Here is a 19,938-nt window from a genome sequence, read left to right as displayed (position 1 = left end):
TGCCTGCAAAGATTTTTTCGATGGAGGCGCGGGAGGATGGCGGTGCCCGGCTCGCGCTCAACTACAAGCACGCCGGGCGCAGCGGCATCCAGCGCATTTCCTGTGATCTGCCGCAGGCGGGCCTATTGCAGCTGGTGCTTTTCGCGGAAGCCCTTAGCCTGCGTATGCGCTTCGGGCATCCGGTTGCTTCGGATGTGTCAATTGATGGGCTGGTGATGGCGTATGATCCAGCGCAGCAGGACATCCATGTCGAGCGGCAGGCGGGTTATTCCAGGCAGACGGCGCGCATGCCGGTTGAGGTGTTTCACTCCGAAATGGCGGGAATGGCTGACGTCTGCATTGGCCGGGCAGAGGCGTCAAAGCACGGGCCAGCCCTGAAGCACCTGCTGGCGGAATGCCCAGCACCATCCGAGCTTGAAGGCCGGTTTGGGCAGGATGCGGCAGATCTGGCCATGCATCAGCTTCGGGAAATTGCATTGCTGCTGCTGGCGCAGGACGCTTCCGCCCGAGGGTCCGCGCTGGCCCGTAAACTGCGCGGGAAGAAATCGCAGGATCAAGCCCGGGAGGCGGTAAGCGGTCTTGTGCGGGAGCTTGCCGCTGAACTCGTTCCGGTTTCCGTATCAACCTGAACGGCCTTGGCTGCCGGCTTTTCAGCGTTGCTTGCGGGGCGCCCCTGCCGCAGAAGCGCCCCGCATGATTTAGATGCTGCCAGCGCTCATTTCGCGGGCAATATGGTCCGCTTGCCGGATGGCCAGAGCGACAATTGTCAGGGTCGGGTTCTCTGCCGCCCCGGTGGTGAATTGCGATCCGTCCGAGATGAAGAGGTTTGCGATGTCGTGGGTCTGCCCCCACTTGTTCACCACGCCGTCTTCCGGCTTTTCCGACATACGGTTGGTGCCGAGGTTGTGGGTCGAAGGATAGGGCGGTGTCGGGAACGTGCGTGTGGCACCGACCGCCTCATAAACTGCCTGGCCCTGCTTATAGGCATGGTTGCGCATAGCGACATCGTTGGGATGGTCGTCGAAGTGGACGTTCGCAACCGGCAGTCCCCACTGGTCCTTGACATCGGTGTTCAACGTCACGCGGTTAGTAGCCTGGGGCATGTCTTCGCCCACGATCCACATGCCGGCCATGTTTTCGTACATGTCCAGTGCTGAGGTGAATTCCCGCCCCCAGGCGCCGGGATTGAGGAATGCGGCCATAAAAGGCAGGCCGAGGCTCAGTGTTTCCAGTTCATACCCGCCAACAAACCCGCGGGAAGGGTCGTGCCGCGCTTCGTCCTGGATGATGCCGGCCATGGTGGTGCCGCGCCACATTTTGACAGGCTTGTCGAACACCCCGTAAACCGATCCGGTCATGTGCCGCATATAGTTGCGCCCCACCTGGCCGGAGGAGTTGGCAAGCCCATCGGGGAACATGCTGGACGCCGAGTTCAGCAGAAGCCGCGGGCTTTCGAAGGAGTTACCTGCGACACAGACAATTCTTGCCTTCTGAAGATGCAGATTGCCTTCCGCGTCAAAGTACTCGACACCGGTGACCTTGCCTGCCTCATTGTGCAGAACGCGGGCGACGTGCGACTGCGGCCGTACCTCCAGATTGCCGGTTGCCTCGCCTTCGGGAATGTCCACATAGCCCGCCGACCATTTGGCGCCCCACTTGCAGCCCTGAAAGCAGAAGCCGGTTTGCTGGCACATCGTCCTGTCGCGGTTTTCATCGGAAGTGATCGCCATGCGGCCGGTGTGAACGTTCTTGTACCCCAGCGCTTGGGCGCCCTTTTCGAAGACGCGGTAATTGTTGTTGCCAGGCAGACCCGGCCTGTCGCCGGTGCGGGTCACGCCCAGCTTGTCTTCCGCCTTGGTGTACCACGGGTCCATTTCCGCCGCATCAATCGGCCAGTCCAGCAGTGTCGCGCCTTCAACTTCGCCATAGGTCGTGCGCGCTTTCCACTCGTGCTCCTGAAACCGCAGGCTGGCCCCGGCCCAGTGCTGGGTGGTGCCGCCGACGGATTTCACGATCCAGGCCGGCAGCCCGGAAAAGTCCTTTGAAACACGCCAGTCGCCGCTGGTCGTGCGCGGGTCCAGCCAGGCCAGCTGGCCGAAGCTTTCCCATTCGTCGTTTATGAAGTCTTCCGGCAGGTGGCGGCCGCCGGCCTCCAGGGCTACGACGCTTACGCCTTTCCGGGCCAGCTCATTCGCAAGAACGCCGCCGCCTGCGCCGGTGCCGATGATGACGACCACGTTATCGTCATTCAGATCAAAAGGTGCTGCCATAGTTTCAGTCCTCCTCTATGGCTCACAGCCAGTTGATGTCGTTGAAGCCGCGGTCGATGTAGCCGCCATGTTCGAAGGACGCCCCTTCGTATCCGAAGATCGGCCAAACCGCTTTCTGGTTATAAAGCCCGGTCACCAACCCGCCGCGGATCTTCTGGAAGAAGCTGTCTTCTTCGATGCTGCGGAGAATGGCGGCGCGGTCGCGCTCCCATCCGATGGCCAGATAGCTGTCGTGCCCTGCCGCCCGGGCGGCGTCATTCAGCCTGGCAATCCCTGCCTCGACTTCCGCTGCCATTTCAGCGTTGTCATAGCCTTTGACCGCTGTTGCATAGAATTGGTCGCCTACTTTGTCGTGCGGATAAATATCCCGCGCCATCTGCACCAAGGCTGCCATGCTTTCCGGTTTCAGTGACACGGTCTCCACCGCCCAGGCAGCATCGCTGGCGGCCATAAACCCTGACCCCACAACCAGCGTGGCGCTGGCGGCCGTGGCTTGCTTGAGCAGCTGCCGCCGGGACAGCTCTCTCGGGCTAGCAGTGTCGGACATGAACGTTCCTCCCTTTCTTGAATTACTGGTATCTGCCGCCGCGCTCGAGCACTTCGATTTGGTACCCGTCAGGATCGGCAACGAAGAAAAAGCGCGCCACGACCTCCCCGCCGGGCGCGAATTCAACGAGTTTTCTTGGATTGAGGCCTTCCGCCTCGAAGCGTGCATGTTCAGCCTCAAGATCGCTGACTGAAACCGCTAAGTGGCCGTATCCGTTGCCTAGTTCATAGGGCTCGGTCTGGTCCTTGTTTATCGTCAGCTCCAGTTCGAAACTGCTTTCTGCGTTGCTGAGATAAACCAGGGTGAAGCCCGGAAAGTCGAGCCTGTCTGCAATCGTCAGGCCAAATGCGGTTTCGTAGAACGCAAGCGACCGCGCCTCATCAAGGACACGGATCATCGAGTGAATTGCCTTCGCCAATTTCTTTCCCCATTTCTAAGTTCTGGGAAAAGACTAGGAGCCAGGCATTCATCCAGGGTAGTATACGCATACTACCAGCGCATTTAATCCTGTGTCGAAATCAGCGCGTCATTCTGCGGCCATCGGCAGGGTGTGCCGGTCCGCGGACATTTCAATGAACTTCAGACACGCGCAGCGCAGCAGCGACGTGAAGTTATTCGGTTCTCCGCGCTGTTCCAGCACCTCGGCATGCAGGGTGGAGATGAACACCGGGGTCGACACGCCATCTCTCCCGGCGATCTCGTCGAGAATATCCCAGAACGCATTTTCCAGCCTGATGCTGGTGCTTTGGCCGTTCAGCCGCAAGCGGCGTGTACGGGTCGCGTAGCGCTCAGGATCTTGTCCGGCAAAGACTTGGCACATGGTCATTCCTCCCTTGCGAGCTGTGCGAAGCCTGACGGGAAAAACAGGGGCCGTGGCACCGCTCACCCGTAATTCGTATAAGAAAGGCGGTTTTTTGTCGATCCTCGCGGCCGGCACCAGGCGGCAAGCCCGAATCCCGTGAGTAAATCCGAGTGATTGAATGACCGTGTTTTCGATTGCGCGCGGGAACTGGCACAACGCGGCCGGTGCCTGTGCGTTCTCATCGGAACATCGGCGCAACCAAGGTGAAACGGGTCTGCACCTCACGGTCTCCAGGCTGGCCGGAAGCCTACCGGGTTATCAAATCACTGGCTTTTTCCCCGATCATGATGGCAGGCGCGTTGGTATTGCCCGAAACGATTTCCGGCATGATTGAGCAATCGGCTACCCGCAGCCCCCGCACGCCGTGCACCTGCAAACCGGCGTCCACCACCGCATCCGCGCCCTGGCCCATTTTGCAGGTTCCTGTCGGATGGTAGATCGAAACGGAATTGCTGCGCGCCCAGTCCAGCGTGCCGTCATAGTCGTCCATCTCCAGGCTGGATTGAGGCCGGAACTCTTCGGCTATTTTGGAGGACAAGGGGCTGTGACGTGCAATCCGCCGGGCGATTTTCACACCGTCCACTATGGTCCGGCAATCGGTTTCAGCCGATAGGTAGTTGGGTATGATCTTAGGATAGCTTTTCGGGTCCGGTCCGTTCAGCCGGATTTCACCGCGGCTTTCGGGGCGCAGCTGGCAAACCGACATTGTGAAGGCCGAGAAAGGATGAACGCCTTCGCCAGGGCTGTCCGCTGACCAAGGCTGAACGTGGAACTGAATATCAGGCGTGGCCACATCAGGCCGGGTTTTCATGAAGCCGGTGGCCAGGCTCGCGGCCATTGTCATCGGCCCGGCCCGGAACAGGGCGTATTTCAATGCAATCCGCATCTGATTGAACAGGCTGCGCACCTCATCGTTCAGCGTCGGCTCGTTGCATTTGTAAACCAGCCGCGCCTGCAGATGGTCCTGCAGGCCCTGGCCCACGCCTGGCAAATCGACCAGAGGTTCAATTCCATTGGCCTTCAGTTGTTCTGCCGGGCCGATCCCCGACAGCATCAGAGTTTGCGGCGAGTTGATCGCACCAGCAGACAGAATGACTTCCTTGCGCGCGGTGATGGTCTGCCGCTGGCCTGCCTTGTCCAGATAAGTGACGCCCGTCACCTGGCGTCCGTCGAGATTGATCTTTTCCACCAGGGCATGGGTGATGATCTGCAAGTTGGCCCGGCTCCGGGCCGGCTTTAGAAATGCCACAGCGGCGCTGCAGCGGCGCCCGTTGCGGGTGGTCAGCTGGAAGTAGCCGACGCCCTCCTGCCTGGCGCCATTGTAATCCGGGTTAAAGGGATAACCCGCCTCCTGCGCCGCGGCGACCCAGGCATCGCAAATGGGGCGCTGGATACGCATGTTGGAAACTGCCAGCGGTCCGCCAGTGCCGTGAAACTCATCGGCGCCGCGCTCCTGATCCTCGGATCGCTTGAACAGCGGCAGCACATCCTCCCAGCCCCAGCCTTCATTGCCCATCTGGCGCCAGCGGTCGTAGTCCTCCTTCTGGCCGCGCACATAGAGAAGCCCGTTCAGCGAGGATGACCCGCCCAGAACTTTGCCCCGCGGCCAGTCGATCGAACGGCCATTGAGACCCGGATCCGGCTCCGTCTTGTAGCACCAGTCCACCGACGGGTTGTGCATGGTCTTAAAGTAGCCGACCGGGATGTGAATCCAGGGGTTTATGTCCCGCCCGCCGGCCTCCAGCAGCACCACTTTGTTGCGCGGATCCGCACTCAGCCGGTTTGCAACAACACAGCCGGACGACCCTGCGCCGATGACGATGAAATCCGCGTCCAAATCCATCCCTCCCGATCCCTTGATGAAAAAACTTCTATACAGGATGCGTAAATTGGTCTAGCTTTTTTTGATACGAAACGTCTCAATAATTGATCTTAGGGAGGAAAATTATGGGGCTGACCAACAAATTGAGCCGGATTTCGCGGCGGGATCTGTTCCGTGTTGCAGGGACTTACGGGATGAGTTCGACCCTGCTGGCTGCGGGGGGCTTTGGCGGTGCGATGAGCCTGGCGAATCTCGCTTCGGCGGCGGAATCGACTTATGAAAAGCGCTATGCCAAGCCCGCCAAGCACACGCTGAAGTTTGGTGCCTCGGGCTTTAACGCGCGCAACCTGCTGATCGAACGGGCAGGGGCGCTGGAGTTTGCCCGAGATCTTGAAGCCCGCACCGACGGCGAGATCCGCATCGAGTTCATCGGCGACAACCAGATCTGCGGACAGCTGAGCTGTGTGGAGAAAACCCAGCAGGGCATTGTCGATATCTATGCGGCCTCGACCCAGAACTCGGCCGGCGGCGCACCTTACCTGAACGTGCTGGACTATGCTTTCATGTTCCCGGGGCGCGCGTCGCAGTATCATTTCCTCTATCACCCCAAAAGCCAGGAAATCCTGCGAGATCCGCTGGAGAAGCGGCACGGGCTGAAATTCCTGTTCAGCCATTGCGAGCTTCGGGGCATCCAGCTGGGCCTGAAATACAAGGACCAGCCGACAGTGACTAAGCTGGAACAGCTGTTCGGCACCAAGAACCGCGTCACCGGCACCCAGCTGGGCCGGATCGCCATGAACGCCCTGAACCTGAACCCGGTGCCTGTGGCCTGGGAGGAAACCCTCGACGGGTTGAAGCAGGGCTTGATCGACGGTGCAGAAACATGGGCCTCCGCCGTGGCCTATGCCAACATGGCGCCGGTGGTCTCGCAGTCGGTTGACCTCAAGTTCTTCTGCGGCACCGAGCATACCTCAATGTCGGCCAAGGTCTTTGACGGGCTTGAAGGCTACCTGCAGGACGCGGTGATGGAGAGTGCGTATTGGGCGCAGGCCCATGTGCAGGCCGCAAACGAGGCTGCGCTGGTCAAGACCGTTGGGTTCAGCGATCCGCAGCTGCCGGGAACGGTTTTTGCGGAACACGGCGTGCGCCCTGCCTTCCTGCCGGACAGCGAAATCCGCATGGCAGAGGAAATGTGTTCACCGGAGTTCCAGCCGCAGCTGTGGGAACAGTGGCGCGACCGCCTGAACAAATGGGCCGGCGGCATCGACACCTATCAGGAAATCTACAACATCGCGCGCGAAGTCGACAAAGACATGAAGCCCGAGAACGTGGAACCGCGCCGCTGGTGGAAGGGCTGAACAGGCCCGGATTTCGAGCGGAGGGCCGGCGCCAAACCGCGCCGGCCTTGTTTGCCCGGAATGATCCGGCAGGATCGAAGGGGCAATGAGGGGAGGAACAGATGCAGCTTTGGTCGGACATCGGCGCCATTTTCAGCGCCTTCGCGTCCCAGGACAGCTGGGAAATCCGCAATGCTTTGGAAAGCAATGCCGCCTGGGTGCTGGGCACCGCAGCCGCCGCGCTTGGCGGCCTCTTGGTGATGCTGCTCTATCGGCTGGTACCGCTGCTGGACCGTCACTTGGAGCGCTCCATCATGGTGTGGAGCTACCTGGCGATTGCCTTCATCATCTTCTGGGGGGTGATCGACCGCTTCGTGTTCAAGAACCAGCAGCCATGGTCCACGACCATCCCGCCACTGCTGTTCATGATCATGGCCTGGTTCGGCGCTGCCTTCAACGTGCGGCTGCGGACGCATCTGAGCTTTTCCGAATTCCGCACCATTATGCCCCGCTGGGCGCAGATGGGCTGTCTTACTCTGGATGCGGTCCTGTGGTTCGGTTTTGCGGTGATCGTTTTCGTCACAACCACACGTCTGACCGCCCTGTCCGCCTCCAACTTCCAGATCGTTCTGGGCACGGACAGTGTGCTTCAGTGGTGGTTCCTGATCACCGCGCCTCTGGCGTTTGTCCTGATGATCGCCCGGGTGTTTGAAAACCTGGCCGACGACATCCGCAACTACCGCAGCGGCGCGCCGCTGATCAAACAAGCCGTGATCGGAGGAGACGTGTAATGACGGACGGGACCTGGGTCACGCTGATCTCGCTTGGGGTCACTTTTCTGTTCATGCTCGGCGTGCCGGTGCTGCTGGTCATCGGGTATTGGGTGATCGGCTGCTCCTTCGTGCTGGGGCTGACGCTCGACAACATGGGCGCCGAGCTTTTGAACGTGTTCAACAAGGGCTTTGCGCTTTTGGCCATGCCGCTGTTCATCCTGACCGGCGACCTGATCAACCAGTCGGGCATTGCCCGGCGCCTGAGCGATTTTGCCTATGCCTGTCTTGGCTGGATGCGCGGCGGTCTGGCGATGGCCTCGCTCGGCGCCTGCGGGCTGTTCGCCGCCATTTCAGGCTCCAATTCCGCGACCACCGCCACCATCGGCTCGATGCTGCATCCGGAAATGGTCAAAGGCGGCTATGATGAGCGGTTCTCGGCTGCCACCGCCGCCGCGGGCGGCACAGTCGGCATCATCATCCCGCCGTCGATCATCTTTATCGTCTACGGCTTCCTGATGAACCTGCCGATCTCTGACCTGTTCGTCGCGGGCATTCTGCCCGGCGCGATGATGGTTATCGGCATGCAGCTGGCCTGCTGGATTATCTGCCGCAAGAACGGCTGGGGCTTCCTGATCCCGCTGCAGCTGAACCGGGTTTTGAAAACCGCTTTCGGTGCCTGGCTCGGTTTCTTTGCCATCGGGCTGGTTCTGTGGGGCATCTACACCGGTAAGTTCTCACCCACCGAGGCGGCAGGCGTTACCGTCGGCTTCTGTGTTATCGCAGGTGTATTGTCCTGGGCCGTGACCAGGATCACAGGGGCCCGCAGCGGCAAGACATGGGAGGAGAAATCCTATGCCGAGATGCTGGTGGTCGAAGGCTTCACCATCCCGCAGATCCCGGGCATCGTGGTGCGTTCGGCCCAGATCACCGGTATTCTGGCGCCGCTCATCGCGATCTCCGTGGTGATGCAGCAGATCCTGTCTCTGTTGGGCGCGCAGCAGGTGATCGGCGGCTTCGTGACCTCTATGGGCGGCTACCACGCGGTGCTGTTCACCTCGATGGTGATCGTGTTCTTCTCCGGTATGGTGCTGGAAAGCCTGCCGGTGACAATCATCCTGGCGCCGATCCTGGCCCCCATCGCAGCCTCGGTCGGGGTCGACCCGATCCATTTCTCGGTGATCTTCCTGGTCGGTGCCTCCATCGGCTTTATAACCCCGCCTTACGGGCTGAACCTCTATGTCGCATCGGGTGTGACCGGTGTTCCGTATTTCCGCCTGCTTCGCTATACGGTCCCTTACCTTGCAGCGCTGATCGGCGTCTGGGTACTGGTCTCGCTGGTTCCTGAATTCGCCCTGATGCTGCTGCCCAACAAGTAGCGGTGAGGCGTCAATGGCAGCGGATACGCTGGACAAGAATGAGGGGCAGATCCCCACCAACCTGCGCCTTTTGGTGCTGCTGGAGGAGGTCGCCCGCCGCGGCGTCGCGGTCAAGCCAGCCGAGATGATCGAGGCCATGGGCCTGCCCAAGCCTACCGTTCACAGGCTGATGCAGACGGCGGAGGCGGAAGGCTTTTTGCAGCGGGATCTGGACGGGCGGGCCTATGGGCCCGGCCCCCGCCTGCGGAAGCTGGCACTCAACACCATTTCGTCTGAACACCTCCGTACCGCCCGGCTGAGCATCCTCAAGAGCGTTGCCGAGCAGTTGGGCGAAACCTGCAATCTTGCCACCCCCGACCGCGAGGGGATGACCTATCTGGACCGGGTGGAGACCAAATGGCCGTTGCGTATTCAGCTGCCGATCGGTACCCAGGTGCCCTTTCATTGCACCGCTAGCGGCAAGATGTACCTCTCGACCTTGAAGCAGAGCACGCTGCAGGCCGTTCTGCGCGCCCGCCCATTGGAAGCGGTGACCGGCAAGACCTGCACCGATCCGGACGCGCTCAGCACCGAATTGGGTGCTATTGCCGCACGTGGCTATTCTACCGATAACGAAGAGTTCATTGACGGCATGGTTGCAGTCGCGGTCCCCGTGCGAGACGCCCGCGACCGGCTGCTTGCGACGCTTTCGGTCCACGCTCCGGTGCAGCGGCGCAGCCTGGAGGAGCTGAAGGATTTCCTCCCATGCTTGCAGAAGGGGGCAAGTGAGCTGGGAAATTTGGCGTAGATCACGTTGGCGCTGAGCCCGGTTACCCGGCCGGTGCCAGGCGCATGGCCATTGATTTCCGCTTGCCGGGGGAGGCTGCCAGGCCCCTGCGCCTGGGTTACGACGGGTTGTCGATGCGGATGGCTTCCAAGTGTTCGGGCACCCGGGACGGGCGGCCCAGTTCGTGGGAAATGCGCCGCCGGAGTGTTTCGGCGGCTTCCGGTTCACCGTGCGTGAGGTAAGTCATGGCAGGCGCGGGACCGGATGCCATCCAGCGGACCAGCTCATCAGCGTCCGCGTGGCCCGATAAAGTTTCAAGCTGGGCGACTCTTGCCCGGATGACGCGGTCCTGCCCGAAGATGCGCAGGCGCCGCTCGCCCGCGGCCAGTGACGCGCCGCGGGTGCCGCCTGCCTGAAAACCCGAAAGCACGATCATGGTGCGCAGGCTGCCGCCGAAGTTCACCACGTGATGAAGGATGCGTCCGCCGGTGATCATGCCGCTGGCCGACAGGATGACCATCGGCCCCTCCAGGGTGTTCAGCTCTCTGGACTCGGCCACCGAATTGGTCCGGACCGGAAGCTGAAAGACGGCGGCGCAGTCCTGCTGGGGGATGCGGTGCTCGGCGCAGTGGCGGGTATAAATATCGGTGGCATCTGACGCCATCGGGCTGTCGAGGAACACCGGAACCCGCGGGATGCGGCCGGAGGCCATCAGGCGCGACAGGTGATATGTGATGCCCTGGGCGCGCCCGACCGCGAAGGCGGGGATCAGCACGATGCCTTTCTGCTTGAGGAACGGGGCCAGAATGCCTGCCAGCTCATCTTCGGGAGAGACGGGCGGGTGCAGGCGGTCGCCGTAGGTCGACTCGCAGACCAGCACATCGGCGCCGGGAAAGGGGGACGGCGGCGGCATCAGCGGGTCCCGGTCCTGGCCGAGGTCGCCGCTGAAATGCACAGTTTTGCCGTTGATGGTGATCCGGATCTGCGCGGCCCCCAGCAGATGGCCCGCGCGGATGAATTCGGCGCTCAGGCCGCCGCCAAGGTCCAGCGGAACCCCGAAGGGATGCGTCTTGAACCGGCGCAGGGCGGCGCGGGCGTCCTGTTCGGAATAAAGCGGGCGGGGCCGTTTGTGCCGGGAATAGCCCTTGCGGCGGGCGTGCTGGGCCTCCTCCTCCTGCAGGCGGCCGCTGTCGGGGAGCAGCAGCCCGCACAGGTCGCGGGTGGGCGGGGTGCAATAGACCGGCGCCCGGCAGCCCGAGCGGATCAGTGCTGGGAGGTAGCCGGAATGGTCCAGGTGGGCATGTGTCAGCAGAACGGCGGTGATGGAGCCCGGGCGGACCGGGAATGGTTTGCGGTTGCGCCGCCTGAGGTGCTTATAACCCTGGTACAGTCCGCAATCGACCAGCACACGGTGCTTTCCGGCCTCGATCAGGTAGCGGGAGCCGGTGACGGTTCCGGTGGCCCCAAGGAAACGCAGCCTGGCACTGCTTGGCGGCGGCATGGCATTCTCCTGTATGGCATTCTCCTGTCTTGCCGGCGCTTATCTGGAGTACAGAACCGGCAGTTTGGCATGTGCAAGCAGTTCGCGCGTGGCGGCGCCGATCACGAAGTCATATGCCCAGGAATGCCCGAAGGCGCCGGCGGCCAGCATGTCGGCCCCGCATTCCACCGCCACCTTGAGCAGCATGGAGCCGGTGTCCGGAGTAGTCCGCTCGCGGTCAATCAGCGTCACCGGATGCCCGTGCCGGTCAAAGGCCGCCGCCATGTCCTCGCGGCAGGCGAGCCCGTCGCTGCCGTCGCCGATGCGGAGGATCGAAATACTGGCACCGGGCTGCGCCAGGGCGCGGGCATCGTGGGCCGCGCGGACGGCTTCGCGGGTGTTGCTCCAGCCGATCAGGATGTTCGCGCCAATGGGCGCCGGGTCCCAGCCTTGGGGAATGATCAGGACCGGGCGTCCCGAGCGGCGGATCAGCTGCTCTTGCAGCTGGCGGTGGCTGTACCTGGCGCCCTCCGGCGGGCACTGCCCGGCCAGTACAAGGTCCGCGGCGGCCACATTGTCGAGCAGGAAATCCTCGGCGCTTTGGCTGCCCAGCGGCTGCTGCCTGAGATCAGACAGGAAATCCCTCCCAGTCACAGCAGCCTGAAAGGTTTCTGCGATGGCCTGTGCTTCCTGCTGCTGCCAATCGGGGATATACGCCGCGCCATAGCTCACAAGACCGCCTTCGGTGCCGGCAAAGGGCACCTGGGCCTCCAGGGGCAGCACGCCGGTCAGATGCGCACCGGCGCGGCTGGCCATATCGGCGGCCGCGGGGATGAGCCGCTGCGCTTCCTCCGCCGAAAAGAGCGCAACCGCCAGGGACTTGATAGTCATCGGAAAACTCCTTGATGTATGTTCGGTCTTACCGATGCGGGAAGTTTGGCCGGTCGGTGTTGTAGTGGGCAGAAAGGTAGTCGAGGATGATCCCGCGCTCAGCAGGGTCCAGTTCAGGCATGCCCTGCTCTTCGGTCATCCAGTCCAGCAGATCCGCCCAGCCCTCGCGGGTCTTGCCCTGCTGGGCGATGATCATTTCGGAATGACAGGCGGTGCAGGCGTAGTAGGTCTCCTCTGCCCCCTCTGCCACGACCAGCTGGCCGAATTCACTGTCCTCCGGCGCTTGGGCCTGTGCCTGCGCTAGCGTGCCGCACAAGGCGGCACAGGCGGCTGCAAGCCTGAGCCGCGCCGGACGGGCCGCGGTGCCTGATGCCAGCCGCCGCGGCATCAGCTGACGCGCAGGCCGATGCGGTGCATCCGGTTGTTCAGATACCCCTTCGGATTCCAGTCGATGGCAAACCGCTGCATTTCGCCTTCGCTGTCGGTGGCGCGGGCCCAGATCTCGTAATAGCCGGCCACCGGGAAGCGCACCGTTGCGCGCCAGTTCTGCCAGGCGCCGTCGTTGGCCGGCGGGTCGAGCTCCGCCGCCTGCCAGCTGGCCCCGAAGTCGTAGGAGATATCCAGCCGGTCCACCGTGCGGTCGCCGGACCAGGCGTGGCCGCGCACCTCGGTTTCCATGCCGGACGCGGCGCCGTTGGCGGGGAAGGTGATCAGCGATTTCACCGGCATCCGCTCGATGATGCGGAAATCCTCTTTGGGCACATCGTCGCCCGGCGCCACCGGGTAGGCGGGCACACGGTAGGAGGTGCCGGTCATCTTGGGGCCATCGTGAACCTGGTCGCGCAGCTCGATCCGGGTCAGCCATTTCTGCGAGCAGGAGCCGGGCCAGCCCGGCACCACCAGCCGCAGCGGCGCGCCGTTCATCGGGTGGAGATCGGCGCCGTTCATCTGAAAGGCAATCAGCACAGTGTCCGTCAGCGCCTTGGCAATGGGCAGCCCGCGCGAGATAGGCAGCTTGTCGGGGTCCCCCGACAGATGCCCGTCCGCCCCGTAATGCGCGGTATAGACCACGTTGTCCTGAACCCCCGCCGCCTGCAGCACGTCGCGAAGCCGCACCCCCGTCCATTCCGAGCAAGCCACGGCGCCATAGGTCCACTGGTTACCGCTGGCGGGCGGGTCGAAGAAGGCGCGCCCGTTACCGCCGCATTCCAGAGCCAGCGCCAGCGTGACCACCTCGAAGCGGTCCTGGAGATCCGCAATGGACAGCTCCAGCGGTCTGTCCGTGAAGCCGTCGACCGTGAGCATCCAGCCCTCTGCGCTGGTGTCATCTGGGGCCAGCCCGTTGTTGCGGATAAAGTGCCGCACCGTCGGGGTCACCGGGTCATCCAGCAGTTCCGGCGGGGTTTCGGCATTCAGCGGCCGGTCGTTCAGCAGCGTCAGCCCGTCCTTGCCAGCCAAGCCGTTTTCGCTGGCCATTGCGGCAGGGAAGAAACCATGCGGCAGGTTCCGGTGAAACGGAATCGCCATGCCTGCGGCAGCGCCCAGGCTGGCCAGGCCTGCGGTCTTCAGGAACCGGCGGCGGCCAGCTTCAGTGGCAGCCTCCCGTTCTGCGGCAGCGGGTTTCAGATTGTCGTTCGACGCCATGATTGCATTCCCCTTACTCGCGCTGCTGCCAGCCAGTCCGCCTGCATTGGATACATGCAGGGCGGTTTTCGGGGCAGCATCGGTCAGTCCTTGCGGCAGGATCCGGAAAACGGCGTCACGCGTGAGCGAGCCGCCGCCGCCGGAGCCGAATGCAGCCATTTGACCATGTGCCTGCGCCTTGCGCATTGACGGCGGTTAAGGCGCGGCGCGCGGCAGCGCAGTCCGAAATCCATCAGCTTGTCCGCGTGTTCCGCGCCTGCTGGGAGAATGGGCGGTCGGTGCCGCGCAGCGGTTGCAGCTGGGCCTTTTCCTGGCTCGAATGAGTCCAGCAATACAGAATAGGTCCGGCGGGTCATGCAAAAGGCTGTTCTCTCGACAAAGCACCGGAAAGCGACAATAGTCCAATACCGCCCCCATCGAATAGCGGCAGGTATGACAGATACAGATCTAGCAAGGCTGGCCGACCCGCTCGGGCAAGCAAGCATCCTCATCGTGGACGATGAGCCGGGGATGCGCAATTTCCTCGTGAAAACCCTGCGCCCTCTGTGCCAGCTGGTGGATGAAGCCGAAAACACCGAAGCCGCCGCCGCCCTGCTCAATACGCGGCAATATGATGTGATGATCCTCGACAATATCATGCCGGGCCAGAAAGGCTTGGACTGGCTGGAGGAGCAGCGGCGGGAGGGCGGCTTTACCGATACCATCCTGATCACCGCCTACGCCGATCTGCAGACTGCGATTGACGCTTTGCGGGCCGGGGCATCGGATTTCGTTTTGAAGCCCTTCCGCTCGAACCAGATCCTCAATGCACTGCGCCGCTGCATCGAGACGGCCCGTCTGAAGCGCGAGAATATGCTGCTGCGGCGGGAACTGGAAACCGCCAGTCCTGGACGCCGCCGCCGCCGCGAGCTGGTCGGGGCTTCGCCCGCCGTTGGCCAGGTGCGCGCCTTGCTGGACCGGGTGGCCCAGGTGTCTACCCCGGTGCTGATCACCGGCGCTTCGGGCACCGGCAAGGAGGTTGCCGCGCGCCACCTGCATGCGCGCTCCAGTCGCGCCGGGGCGCCTTTTGTGCCGGTTCAATGCGGCGCCATTCCAGCGGATGTCATCGAATATGAGCTGTTCGGCCATGCGCCCGGCGCCTTCCCCGGTGCGCCGGCAGGGCGCGAGGGCCTGCTGGCCTCGGCGCAGGGCGGCACGGTTTTTCTCGATGAAATCGGGGAGCTAAGTTCTTCGGCGCAAACTGCGCTGCTGAGGGTGCTGGAGGACGGCCGCATCCGGCCGATCGGCACGGAGCGGACGATTCAGCTCGATGTCCGCTTTGTGATGAGTTCCAGCCGCGCGCTGGACGAGGCGGTGGCGGCGGGCACTTTCCGCGAGGATCTGCTGTTCCGCATCAATGTGATCGAAGTGGCAATGCCGCCGCTGCGTGAGCGCGGCACCGACATTGTTGAGCTAGCAGAGCTGTTCCTGGCCGAAATCGCACCCCAATTGCAAATGCCGCCGCTGGAGCTGTCTGCAAACGTCAAATCCGCGCTGCTGCGCCATGACTGGCCGGGCAACATCCGCGAGCTGCGCAATTTTGTGGAGCGATCGCTGATCTTCGGCAGCTTTTCCCTGGACACGCTGGCCCCGCCCCGTCCCGCTGCCGACATCCTGCCGCTGGAAGAGGTCGAGCGACGTGAGATCCTGCACGCTCTGGAGGCCGCTGGCGGCAACCGCAGCGAGGCGGCGCGGCGGCTGGGTGTCTCGCGCAAGACCATTGACCGCAAATGCGCGGCTTGGGGGCTTTAGCCGGTGCGAGGGCTGCGTTTGCCCATGCGGTCGGTCCGGGTCCGGTTGCTGCTGATCGCGCTGCTGCCGATGCTGGTGCTGATGCCGCTGCTTCTGGGCATTGCCACCTGGCGCTGGTCGGAAAAGACCGACGGCCTGCTGATCAGCAAGGTGAACGGTGATCTGACCATTGCCGACCAGTATCTGGCCAGGCTGACCGCCACCTCGGGCGAGCTGCTGGATGCGGTGGCGCAATCGGTCCGTTTCCGCAACGCTTTCGCGGCGGGGAACTCCGCAGATTTCCTGGTGCAGGAACAGGCCCGGCTTGGGCTCGACTTTCTGTATATTGCCGGACCTGACGGCCATGCCGCTTTTTCTCCCGCAGATTGGCCCGTCATCCGCGGCGCATTGCAGGGCCAGTGGCAAAGCGCGGTCGACATTCTGGACGCGGCCCAGCTGGACGCTCTGTCCCCCGGCCTCGCCGGTCGCGCTGCCATCCCGCTGGTGGCGACCGAAGCAGCTGTGCCCACAGACCGCACCGCCGAAACCCGCGGCATGATCATCCACTCCGCTGCCCCGGTGACCCTGCCGGACGGCCGGAAGGCGGTTCTGGTGGGCGGGCGGCTGCTGAACCGCAACCTGGATTTCATCGACACCATCAACGCGCTGGTCTACCGCGAACAAAGCCTGCCGGAGGGCAGCCAGGGAACCGCCACGCTGTTTCTGGAGGACGTGCGGATCTCCACAAATGTGCGGCTCTTTGAAAACGTGCGTGCGCTTGGCACCCGGGTCTCGGCCGAGGTGCGCGGCCAGGTGCTGGGGCGCGGCGATGTATGGCTGGACCGGGCCTTTGTGGTGAACGACTGGTATATCTCCGCCTATGAACCGATTCTGGACAGCCGCGGCAACCGGGCAGGGATGCTCTATGTCGGTTTTCTGGAAACTCCCTTCCGCCAGGCCAAGCGCAGCACGGTATTGACGCTCGGCGGGGCCTTCCTGCTGATCGCGGCGCTGTCGGTGCCGATATTCCTGCGGTGGGCGGGGCGCATCTTCCGCCCGCTTGAGGGCATGACCCAGACCATCGCCAGGGTTGAGCAAGGCGATCTGGCCGCCCGCAACCGCCCGCAGGAGGACGGCGGCGAGATTGCTCGTGTGGCAGCGCATCTGGACAGCTTGCTGGATCAGGTGCAGGAGCGCGACCAGCAATTGCGCGGTTGGGGGGAAAGCCTGGAGGCCAAAGTCGAGGAGCGCACCGCGGATCTGCGCGAGGCAAACCAGCGGCTGGAGCGGACCACCGAACGGCTGATCGTTTCGGAGAAACTCGCTGCGGTTGGCGAGATCACGGCCTCGGTTGCGCATGAGATCAACAACCCGGTTGCGGTGATCCAGGGCAACCTGGATCTGGCCCGGACGGTGCTGGGCAGCCACGCGGAGCCGGTCGAGGAGGAATTCCGGCTGATCGACGATCAGGTCTACCGTATCGGCGTGATTGTCTCCAAGCTGCTGCAATTCGCCCGGCCCGAAGAATACTCCGGCGCAGCCGGGCTGATTTCCCCGGCCGAAGTGGTGGCTGACTGCCTGGTGCTGACCCGCCATCAGATCGAGGCCACCGGGATCGAGGCAGAGGCGCATCTGGCCAGTACCGGCCAGGTCAGGATATCGCGCACGGAATTGCAGCAGGTGATCGTCAATCTCATCCTGAATGCGGTGCAGGCGATGCCCGGGGGCGGCCGCCTCACCCTGACCGCCGAAGATGCACCGGACGGCGTGCTGCTGACCGCCGAGGATACCGGCACCGGCATCCCCGCGGACCTGCTGAACCGCATCTTCGGCCCGTTCTTCACCACTAAGCAGGCGCGAGGCACCGGGCTGGGCTTGTCGATCAGCCATCAACTGGTGAGTCGCGCCGGCGGCCGCATCACCGTGCAGTCAGAGCCGGGGCAGGGCACCCGGTTCGAAATTTTTCTTCCCGCGCCTGCCAGCGCCTGATCCGGACAAATTGGCGCAAATGCGCAGGTCCCGGCTCCCGGGTGCGGACAGATTGTCCCGCAACCGTCTGAAGACGTCTGGCGAGACGGACAAATTGACGCGATAAGCTATTGTTATTGCTAAATTATTCGTTTGACAGCTGGGTGATCTCTCCGCCTTTGTCAAGCTACGGCACATTGCCGCGGGCCATTCAGGGCGGCCGCAATAGGAGGTTGCAGCCGCCGGAACAGCACTAGGGAGGACACCACATGAGTACGCCATCATCCGGCGGGCTGAGCTTTCTGCACAAGGAGCACATCACCGCCGAACCAGGTTTCAACCGCTGGCGGGTGCCGCCGGCATCCATCGCTATCCATCTTTGTATCGGCTCGGTTTATGCCTGGTCGGTGTTCAACCCGCCGCTGACCCGCGAGCTGGGGGTGGTGGCCTCCAGCGCCGATGACTGGAGTCTGGGCTCCGTTGTCTGGATCTTTTCGGTCGCCATCGTCTGCCTCGGTCTGGCCGCCGCATTTGCGGGCAAATGGCTGGAGGAAGTCGGCCCGCGCATGGTGGGCGTTGTGGCAGCCCTGCTGTGGGGCGGCGGCTTCATCGTCGGCTCGTTCGGCATTTCCAGCCATCAGCTGTGGCTGGTCTATCTGGGCTACGGCGTGCTTGGCGGCTGCGGGCTGGGACTGGGCTATGTCTCTCCGGTATCAACGCTGATCCGCTGGTTCCCCGACCGGCGCGGCATGGCGACGGGCATGGCCATCATGGGCTTTGGCGGCGGCGCGATGATCGCCGCTCCGGTCAAGGGCTGGCTGCTGGACCTCTATGCAACTGCGCCGACCTATCTTGGCGCCAGGGATGCGGTGCAGACCGTGGTCGAAAACGGCCGGGTCTTTGCCGAAACCGCACAAGGCAAGATCGAGGTGGTGATCGCCAGCGCGGCGCAGGCTGCCGAGTTCGGCGGCGAGGCCGGCGCCTATGTGGTGGGCACCGGCAATACCGGCGCGGCACAGACCTTCATGACCCTGGGCATCGTGTATTTCGTGGTGATGATCCTGGCCGCCTTCCAGTACCGGGTTCCTGCCAAGGACTGGAAGCCTGAAGGCTGGGAACCGAAACCCGCCGCATCCGGGCTGGTGACGCAGAACGACGTGCATATCGACCAGGCGCTGAAGACGCCGCAATTCTGGCAGCTGTGGGTGATGCTGTGTTTCAACGTGACCGCAGGCATAGGCGTGATCGGAGTCGCAAAGACGATGATGTCCGAGATCTTCGGCTCGGTGATGCCGCTGGTGGCAACCGCCGCCTTCGCCTCGACCTATGTGCTGATGATTTCGGTCTTCAACATGGTCGGGCGGTTCTTCTGGGCGTCTGCCTCGGATTACATCGGGCGCAAGGCAACCTACATGTGCTTCTTCGTGCTGGGCACTGCGCTCTACCTGTCGATCCCGTATTTCGCTTCTGCCGCTGCGGCCAACCCGTCGCTGGTCTATCTGATGGGCTTCTACCTGGCGACGATGCTGATCTTCTCGATGTATGGCGGCGGTTTCGCCACGATCCCGGCTTACCTTGCCGACATGTTCGGCACCATGCATGTCGGCGGCATTCACGGCCGCCTGCTGACCGCCTGGTCGACCGCGGGCGTGCTGGGGCCTCTGGCGATTACCTCGTTGCGGCAGATGTCGGTTAACAGCGCGGTCCAGGACCTGGCTGCTAAAGTGGATCCGGCCGCCTTTGCCGCGAAGTTCGGCGCGCCTGTTGCGCAGCTTGACCAGCTGGTGGTGGCCAAGACCGTGACCATCGCCAAGCTGATGGAAATCGCACCGGCCGGCACCGTGGATCCGACGCCCAGCCTCTACAATACAACAATGTATTGCATGGCGGCTCTGCTGGCGGTGGCCTTCTTTGCCAACCTCTTCATGCGACCGGTGAAAGAGCATCACTACCATGACGAGCCGGAGCTTCAGGCTGTTCCGGGGGAATAAAGCGATTTGACGGGGCGCCACGGGCGCCCCGTTTGCAACTGCTGTTCACATTCCCGGTAAAGAGTTCGGGACACGTGCGCAGGATCACGGATTGGACGCATGGTCTGTTGCCGCCGGGATGATCAAGCCCGCTGGAGCGGCCGGTTAGCCGGGCCATGCTGATAGGTCCTGCCCGGTAACCTCCCCCTTGGCTTCAAGGTTTAAGCTTCAGTTTGCACGACAGGTCACGACGGATTGCACTGGAAAACCATGCCATAGCAGCAGCTGGCAGGCGTGAAGCGTCATGCTGCAGAACTCAAATTAAGGGTCCCGAGCCCAACCGAATTCGCTTTCCGAAGCATTTCGTTCTTTTGTGCGTTTTAGGGGTTGCGACTCTTCGGCGCTCGCCATAGAACACCCCTCACCGGCGGCGCTGAGGCGCTGACGGTCACCACCGAGGGT

17 protein-coding genes are annotated in these 19,938 nt (G+C 62.9%); 8 read left to right on the top strand and 9 right to left on the bottom strand.

Annotation, left to right across the window (positions count from 1 at the left end):
* Window positions 1–20: 20 nt before the first annotated feature.
* Window positions 21–629: a hypothetical protein gene (locus AC4HIX_RS10180; RefSeq protein ID WP_490398888.1), complete on the top strand. Its 609-nt coding sequence runs from the start codon at window positions 21–23 to the stop codon at window positions 627–629.
* Window positions 630–698: 69 nt separating this feature from the next.
* Here AC4HIX_RS10180 and AC4HIX_RS10175 read toward each other — a convergent pair whose 3' ends face one another.
* The 5 genes from AC4HIX_RS10175 to AC4HIX_RS10155 all read right to left on the bottom strand — a co-directional run bounded on the left by AC4HIX_RS10175 (window position 699) and on the right by AC4HIX_RS10155 (window position 5,522).
* Window positions 699–2,270 carry a GMC family oxidoreductase gene (locus AC4HIX_RS10175; RefSeq protein ID WP_475046277.1) on the bottom strand — a complete coding sequence of 524 codons (1,572 nt, stop codon included), beginning with the start codon at window positions 2,268–2,270 and terminating at the stop codon, window positions 699–701.
* A gap of 22 nt (window positions 2,271–2,292) precedes the next feature.
* On the bottom strand, window positions 2,293–2,817 hold the full coding sequence (locus AC4HIX_RS10170; RefSeq protein WP_490398887.1) for a twin-arginine translocation signal domain-containing protein: 525 nt from the start codon (window positions 2,815–2,817) through the stop codon (window positions 2,293–2,295).
* A 22-nt stretch (window positions 2,818–2,839) separates the two neighbouring features.
* Window positions 2,840–3,235 carry a VOC family protein gene (locus AC4HIX_RS10165; protein ID WP_490398886.1) on the bottom strand — a complete coding sequence of 132 codons (396 nt, stop codon included), beginning with the start codon at window positions 3,233–3,235 and terminating at the stop codon, window positions 2,840–2,842.
* A gap of 108 nt (window positions 3,236–3,343) precedes the next feature.
* Complete coding sequence (locus AC4HIX_RS10160) at window positions 3,344–3,637, bottom strand: ribbon-helix-helix domain-containing protein (RefSeq protein ID WP_490398885.1); 294 nt, start codon at window positions 3,635–3,637, stop codon at window positions 3,344–3,346.
* 289 nt (window positions 3,638–3,926) lie between these two features.
* Window positions 3,927–5,522, bottom strand: coding sequence for a GMC family oxidoreductase (locus tag AC4HIX_RS10155; protein ID WP_475046269.1), 1,596 nt, complete (start codon window positions 5,520–5,522; stop codon window positions 3,927–3,929).
* 104 nt (window positions 5,523–5,626) lie between these two features.
* Between AC4HIX_RS10155 and AC4HIX_RS10150 the strand changes: the two genes are divergently transcribed.
* The 4 genes from AC4HIX_RS10150 (at window position 5,627) to AC4HIX_RS10135 (ending at window position 9,774) form a co-directional block, all read left to right on the top strand.
* Window positions 5,627–6,859, top strand: coding sequence for a TRAP transporter substrate-binding protein (locus AC4HIX_RS10150; protein ID WP_475046268.1), 1,233 nt, complete (start codon window positions 5,627–5,629; stop codon window positions 6,857–6,859).
* A 101-nt stretch (window positions 6,860–6,960) separates the two neighbouring features.
* Complete coding sequence (locus AC4HIX_RS10145) at window positions 6,961–7,629, top strand: TRAP transporter small permease (RefSeq protein WP_475046267.1); 669 nt, start codon at window positions 6,961–6,963, stop codon at window positions 7,627–7,629.
* Complete coding sequence (locus AC4HIX_RS10140; protein WP_490398884.1) at window positions 7,629–8,987, top strand: TRAP transporter large permease; 1,359 nt, start codon at window positions 7,629–7,631, stop codon at window positions 8,985–8,987. The genes AC4HIX_RS10145 and AC4HIX_RS10140 overlap by 1 nt, the downstream gene beginning before the upstream one ends.
* Window positions 8,988–9,000: 13 nt before the next feature.
* Window positions 9,001–9,774, top strand: coding sequence for an IclR family transcriptional regulator (locus AC4HIX_RS10135; protein ID WP_475046263.1), 774 nt, complete (start codon window positions 9,001–9,003; stop codon window positions 9,772–9,774).
* 97 nt (window positions 9,775–9,871) lie between these two features.
* Here the strand turns inward: AC4HIX_RS10135 and AC4HIX_RS10130 are convergent, their stop codons facing one another.
* From AC4HIX_RS10130 to AC4HIX_RS10115, 4 genes are read right to left on the bottom strand one after another with little or no spacing between them, the layout of a single operon-like run.
* A complete protein-coding gene (locus AC4HIX_RS10130) occupies window positions 9,872–11,254 on the bottom strand; it encodes an MBL fold metallo-hydrolase RNA specificity domain-containing protein (protein ID WP_490398883.1) in 1,383 nt (460 codons plus the stop codon).
* A gap of 39 nt (window positions 11,255–11,293) precedes the next feature.
* The gene (locus AC4HIX_RS10125; RefSeq protein WP_490398882.1) at window positions 11,294–12,124 is read right to left on the bottom strand and encodes a universal stress protein; all 831 of its coding nucleotides are present in this window, start codon (window positions 12,122–12,124) and stop codon (window positions 11,294–11,296) included.
* A 28-nt stretch (window positions 12,125–12,152) separates the two neighbouring features.
* Entirely contained in the window at window positions 12,153–12,512 is a 360-nt protein-coding gene (locus AC4HIX_RS10120; protein ID WP_490398881.1) for an aldehyde dehydrogenase, read from the bottom strand.
* Window positions 12,512–13,927 (bottom strand): sulfite oxidase, encoded by a 1,416-nt coding sequence (locus AC4HIX_RS10115; protein ID WP_490398880.1) that lies wholly within the window; start codon window positions 13,925–13,927, stop codon window positions 12,512–12,514. The genes AC4HIX_RS10120 and AC4HIX_RS10115 overlap by 1 nt, the downstream gene beginning before the upstream one ends.
* Window positions 13,928–14,200: 273 nt before the next feature.
* Here AC4HIX_RS10115 and AC4HIX_RS10110 point away from each other — a divergent pair, with 273 nt between their 5' ends.
* The 3 genes from AC4HIX_RS10110 (at window position 14,201) to AC4HIX_RS10100 (ending at window position 19,497) form a co-directional block, all read left to right on the top strand.
* Window positions 14,201–15,559: a sigma-54-dependent transcriptional regulator gene (locus AC4HIX_RS10110; RefSeq protein WP_490398879.1), complete on the top strand. Its 1,359-nt coding sequence runs from the start codon at window positions 14,201–14,203 to the stop codon at window positions 15,557–15,559.
* A 24-nt stretch (window positions 15,560–15,583) separates the two neighbouring features.
* The gene (locus AC4HIX_RS10105) at window positions 15,584–17,527 is read left to right on the top strand and encodes a sensor histidine kinase (RefSeq protein ID WP_490398878.1); all 1,944 of its coding nucleotides are present in this window, start codon (window positions 15,584–15,586) and stop codon (window positions 17,525–17,527) included.
* Between the two features lie 248 nt (window positions 17,528–17,775).
* Window positions 17,776–19,497 carry an OFA family MFS transporter gene (locus tag AC4HIX_RS10100; protein ID WP_490398877.1) on the top strand — a complete coding sequence of 574 codons (1,722 nt, stop codon included), beginning with the start codon at window positions 17,776–17,778 and terminating at the stop codon, window positions 19,495–19,497.
* Window positions 19,498–19,938: the final 441 nt, after the last annotated feature.

The sequence above is a fragment of the Leisingera sp. genome (assembly GCF_982940295.1).
Note: the sequence above shows the minus strand (reverse complement) of the source record. Positions and strands in the feature narration are given on the sequence as shown.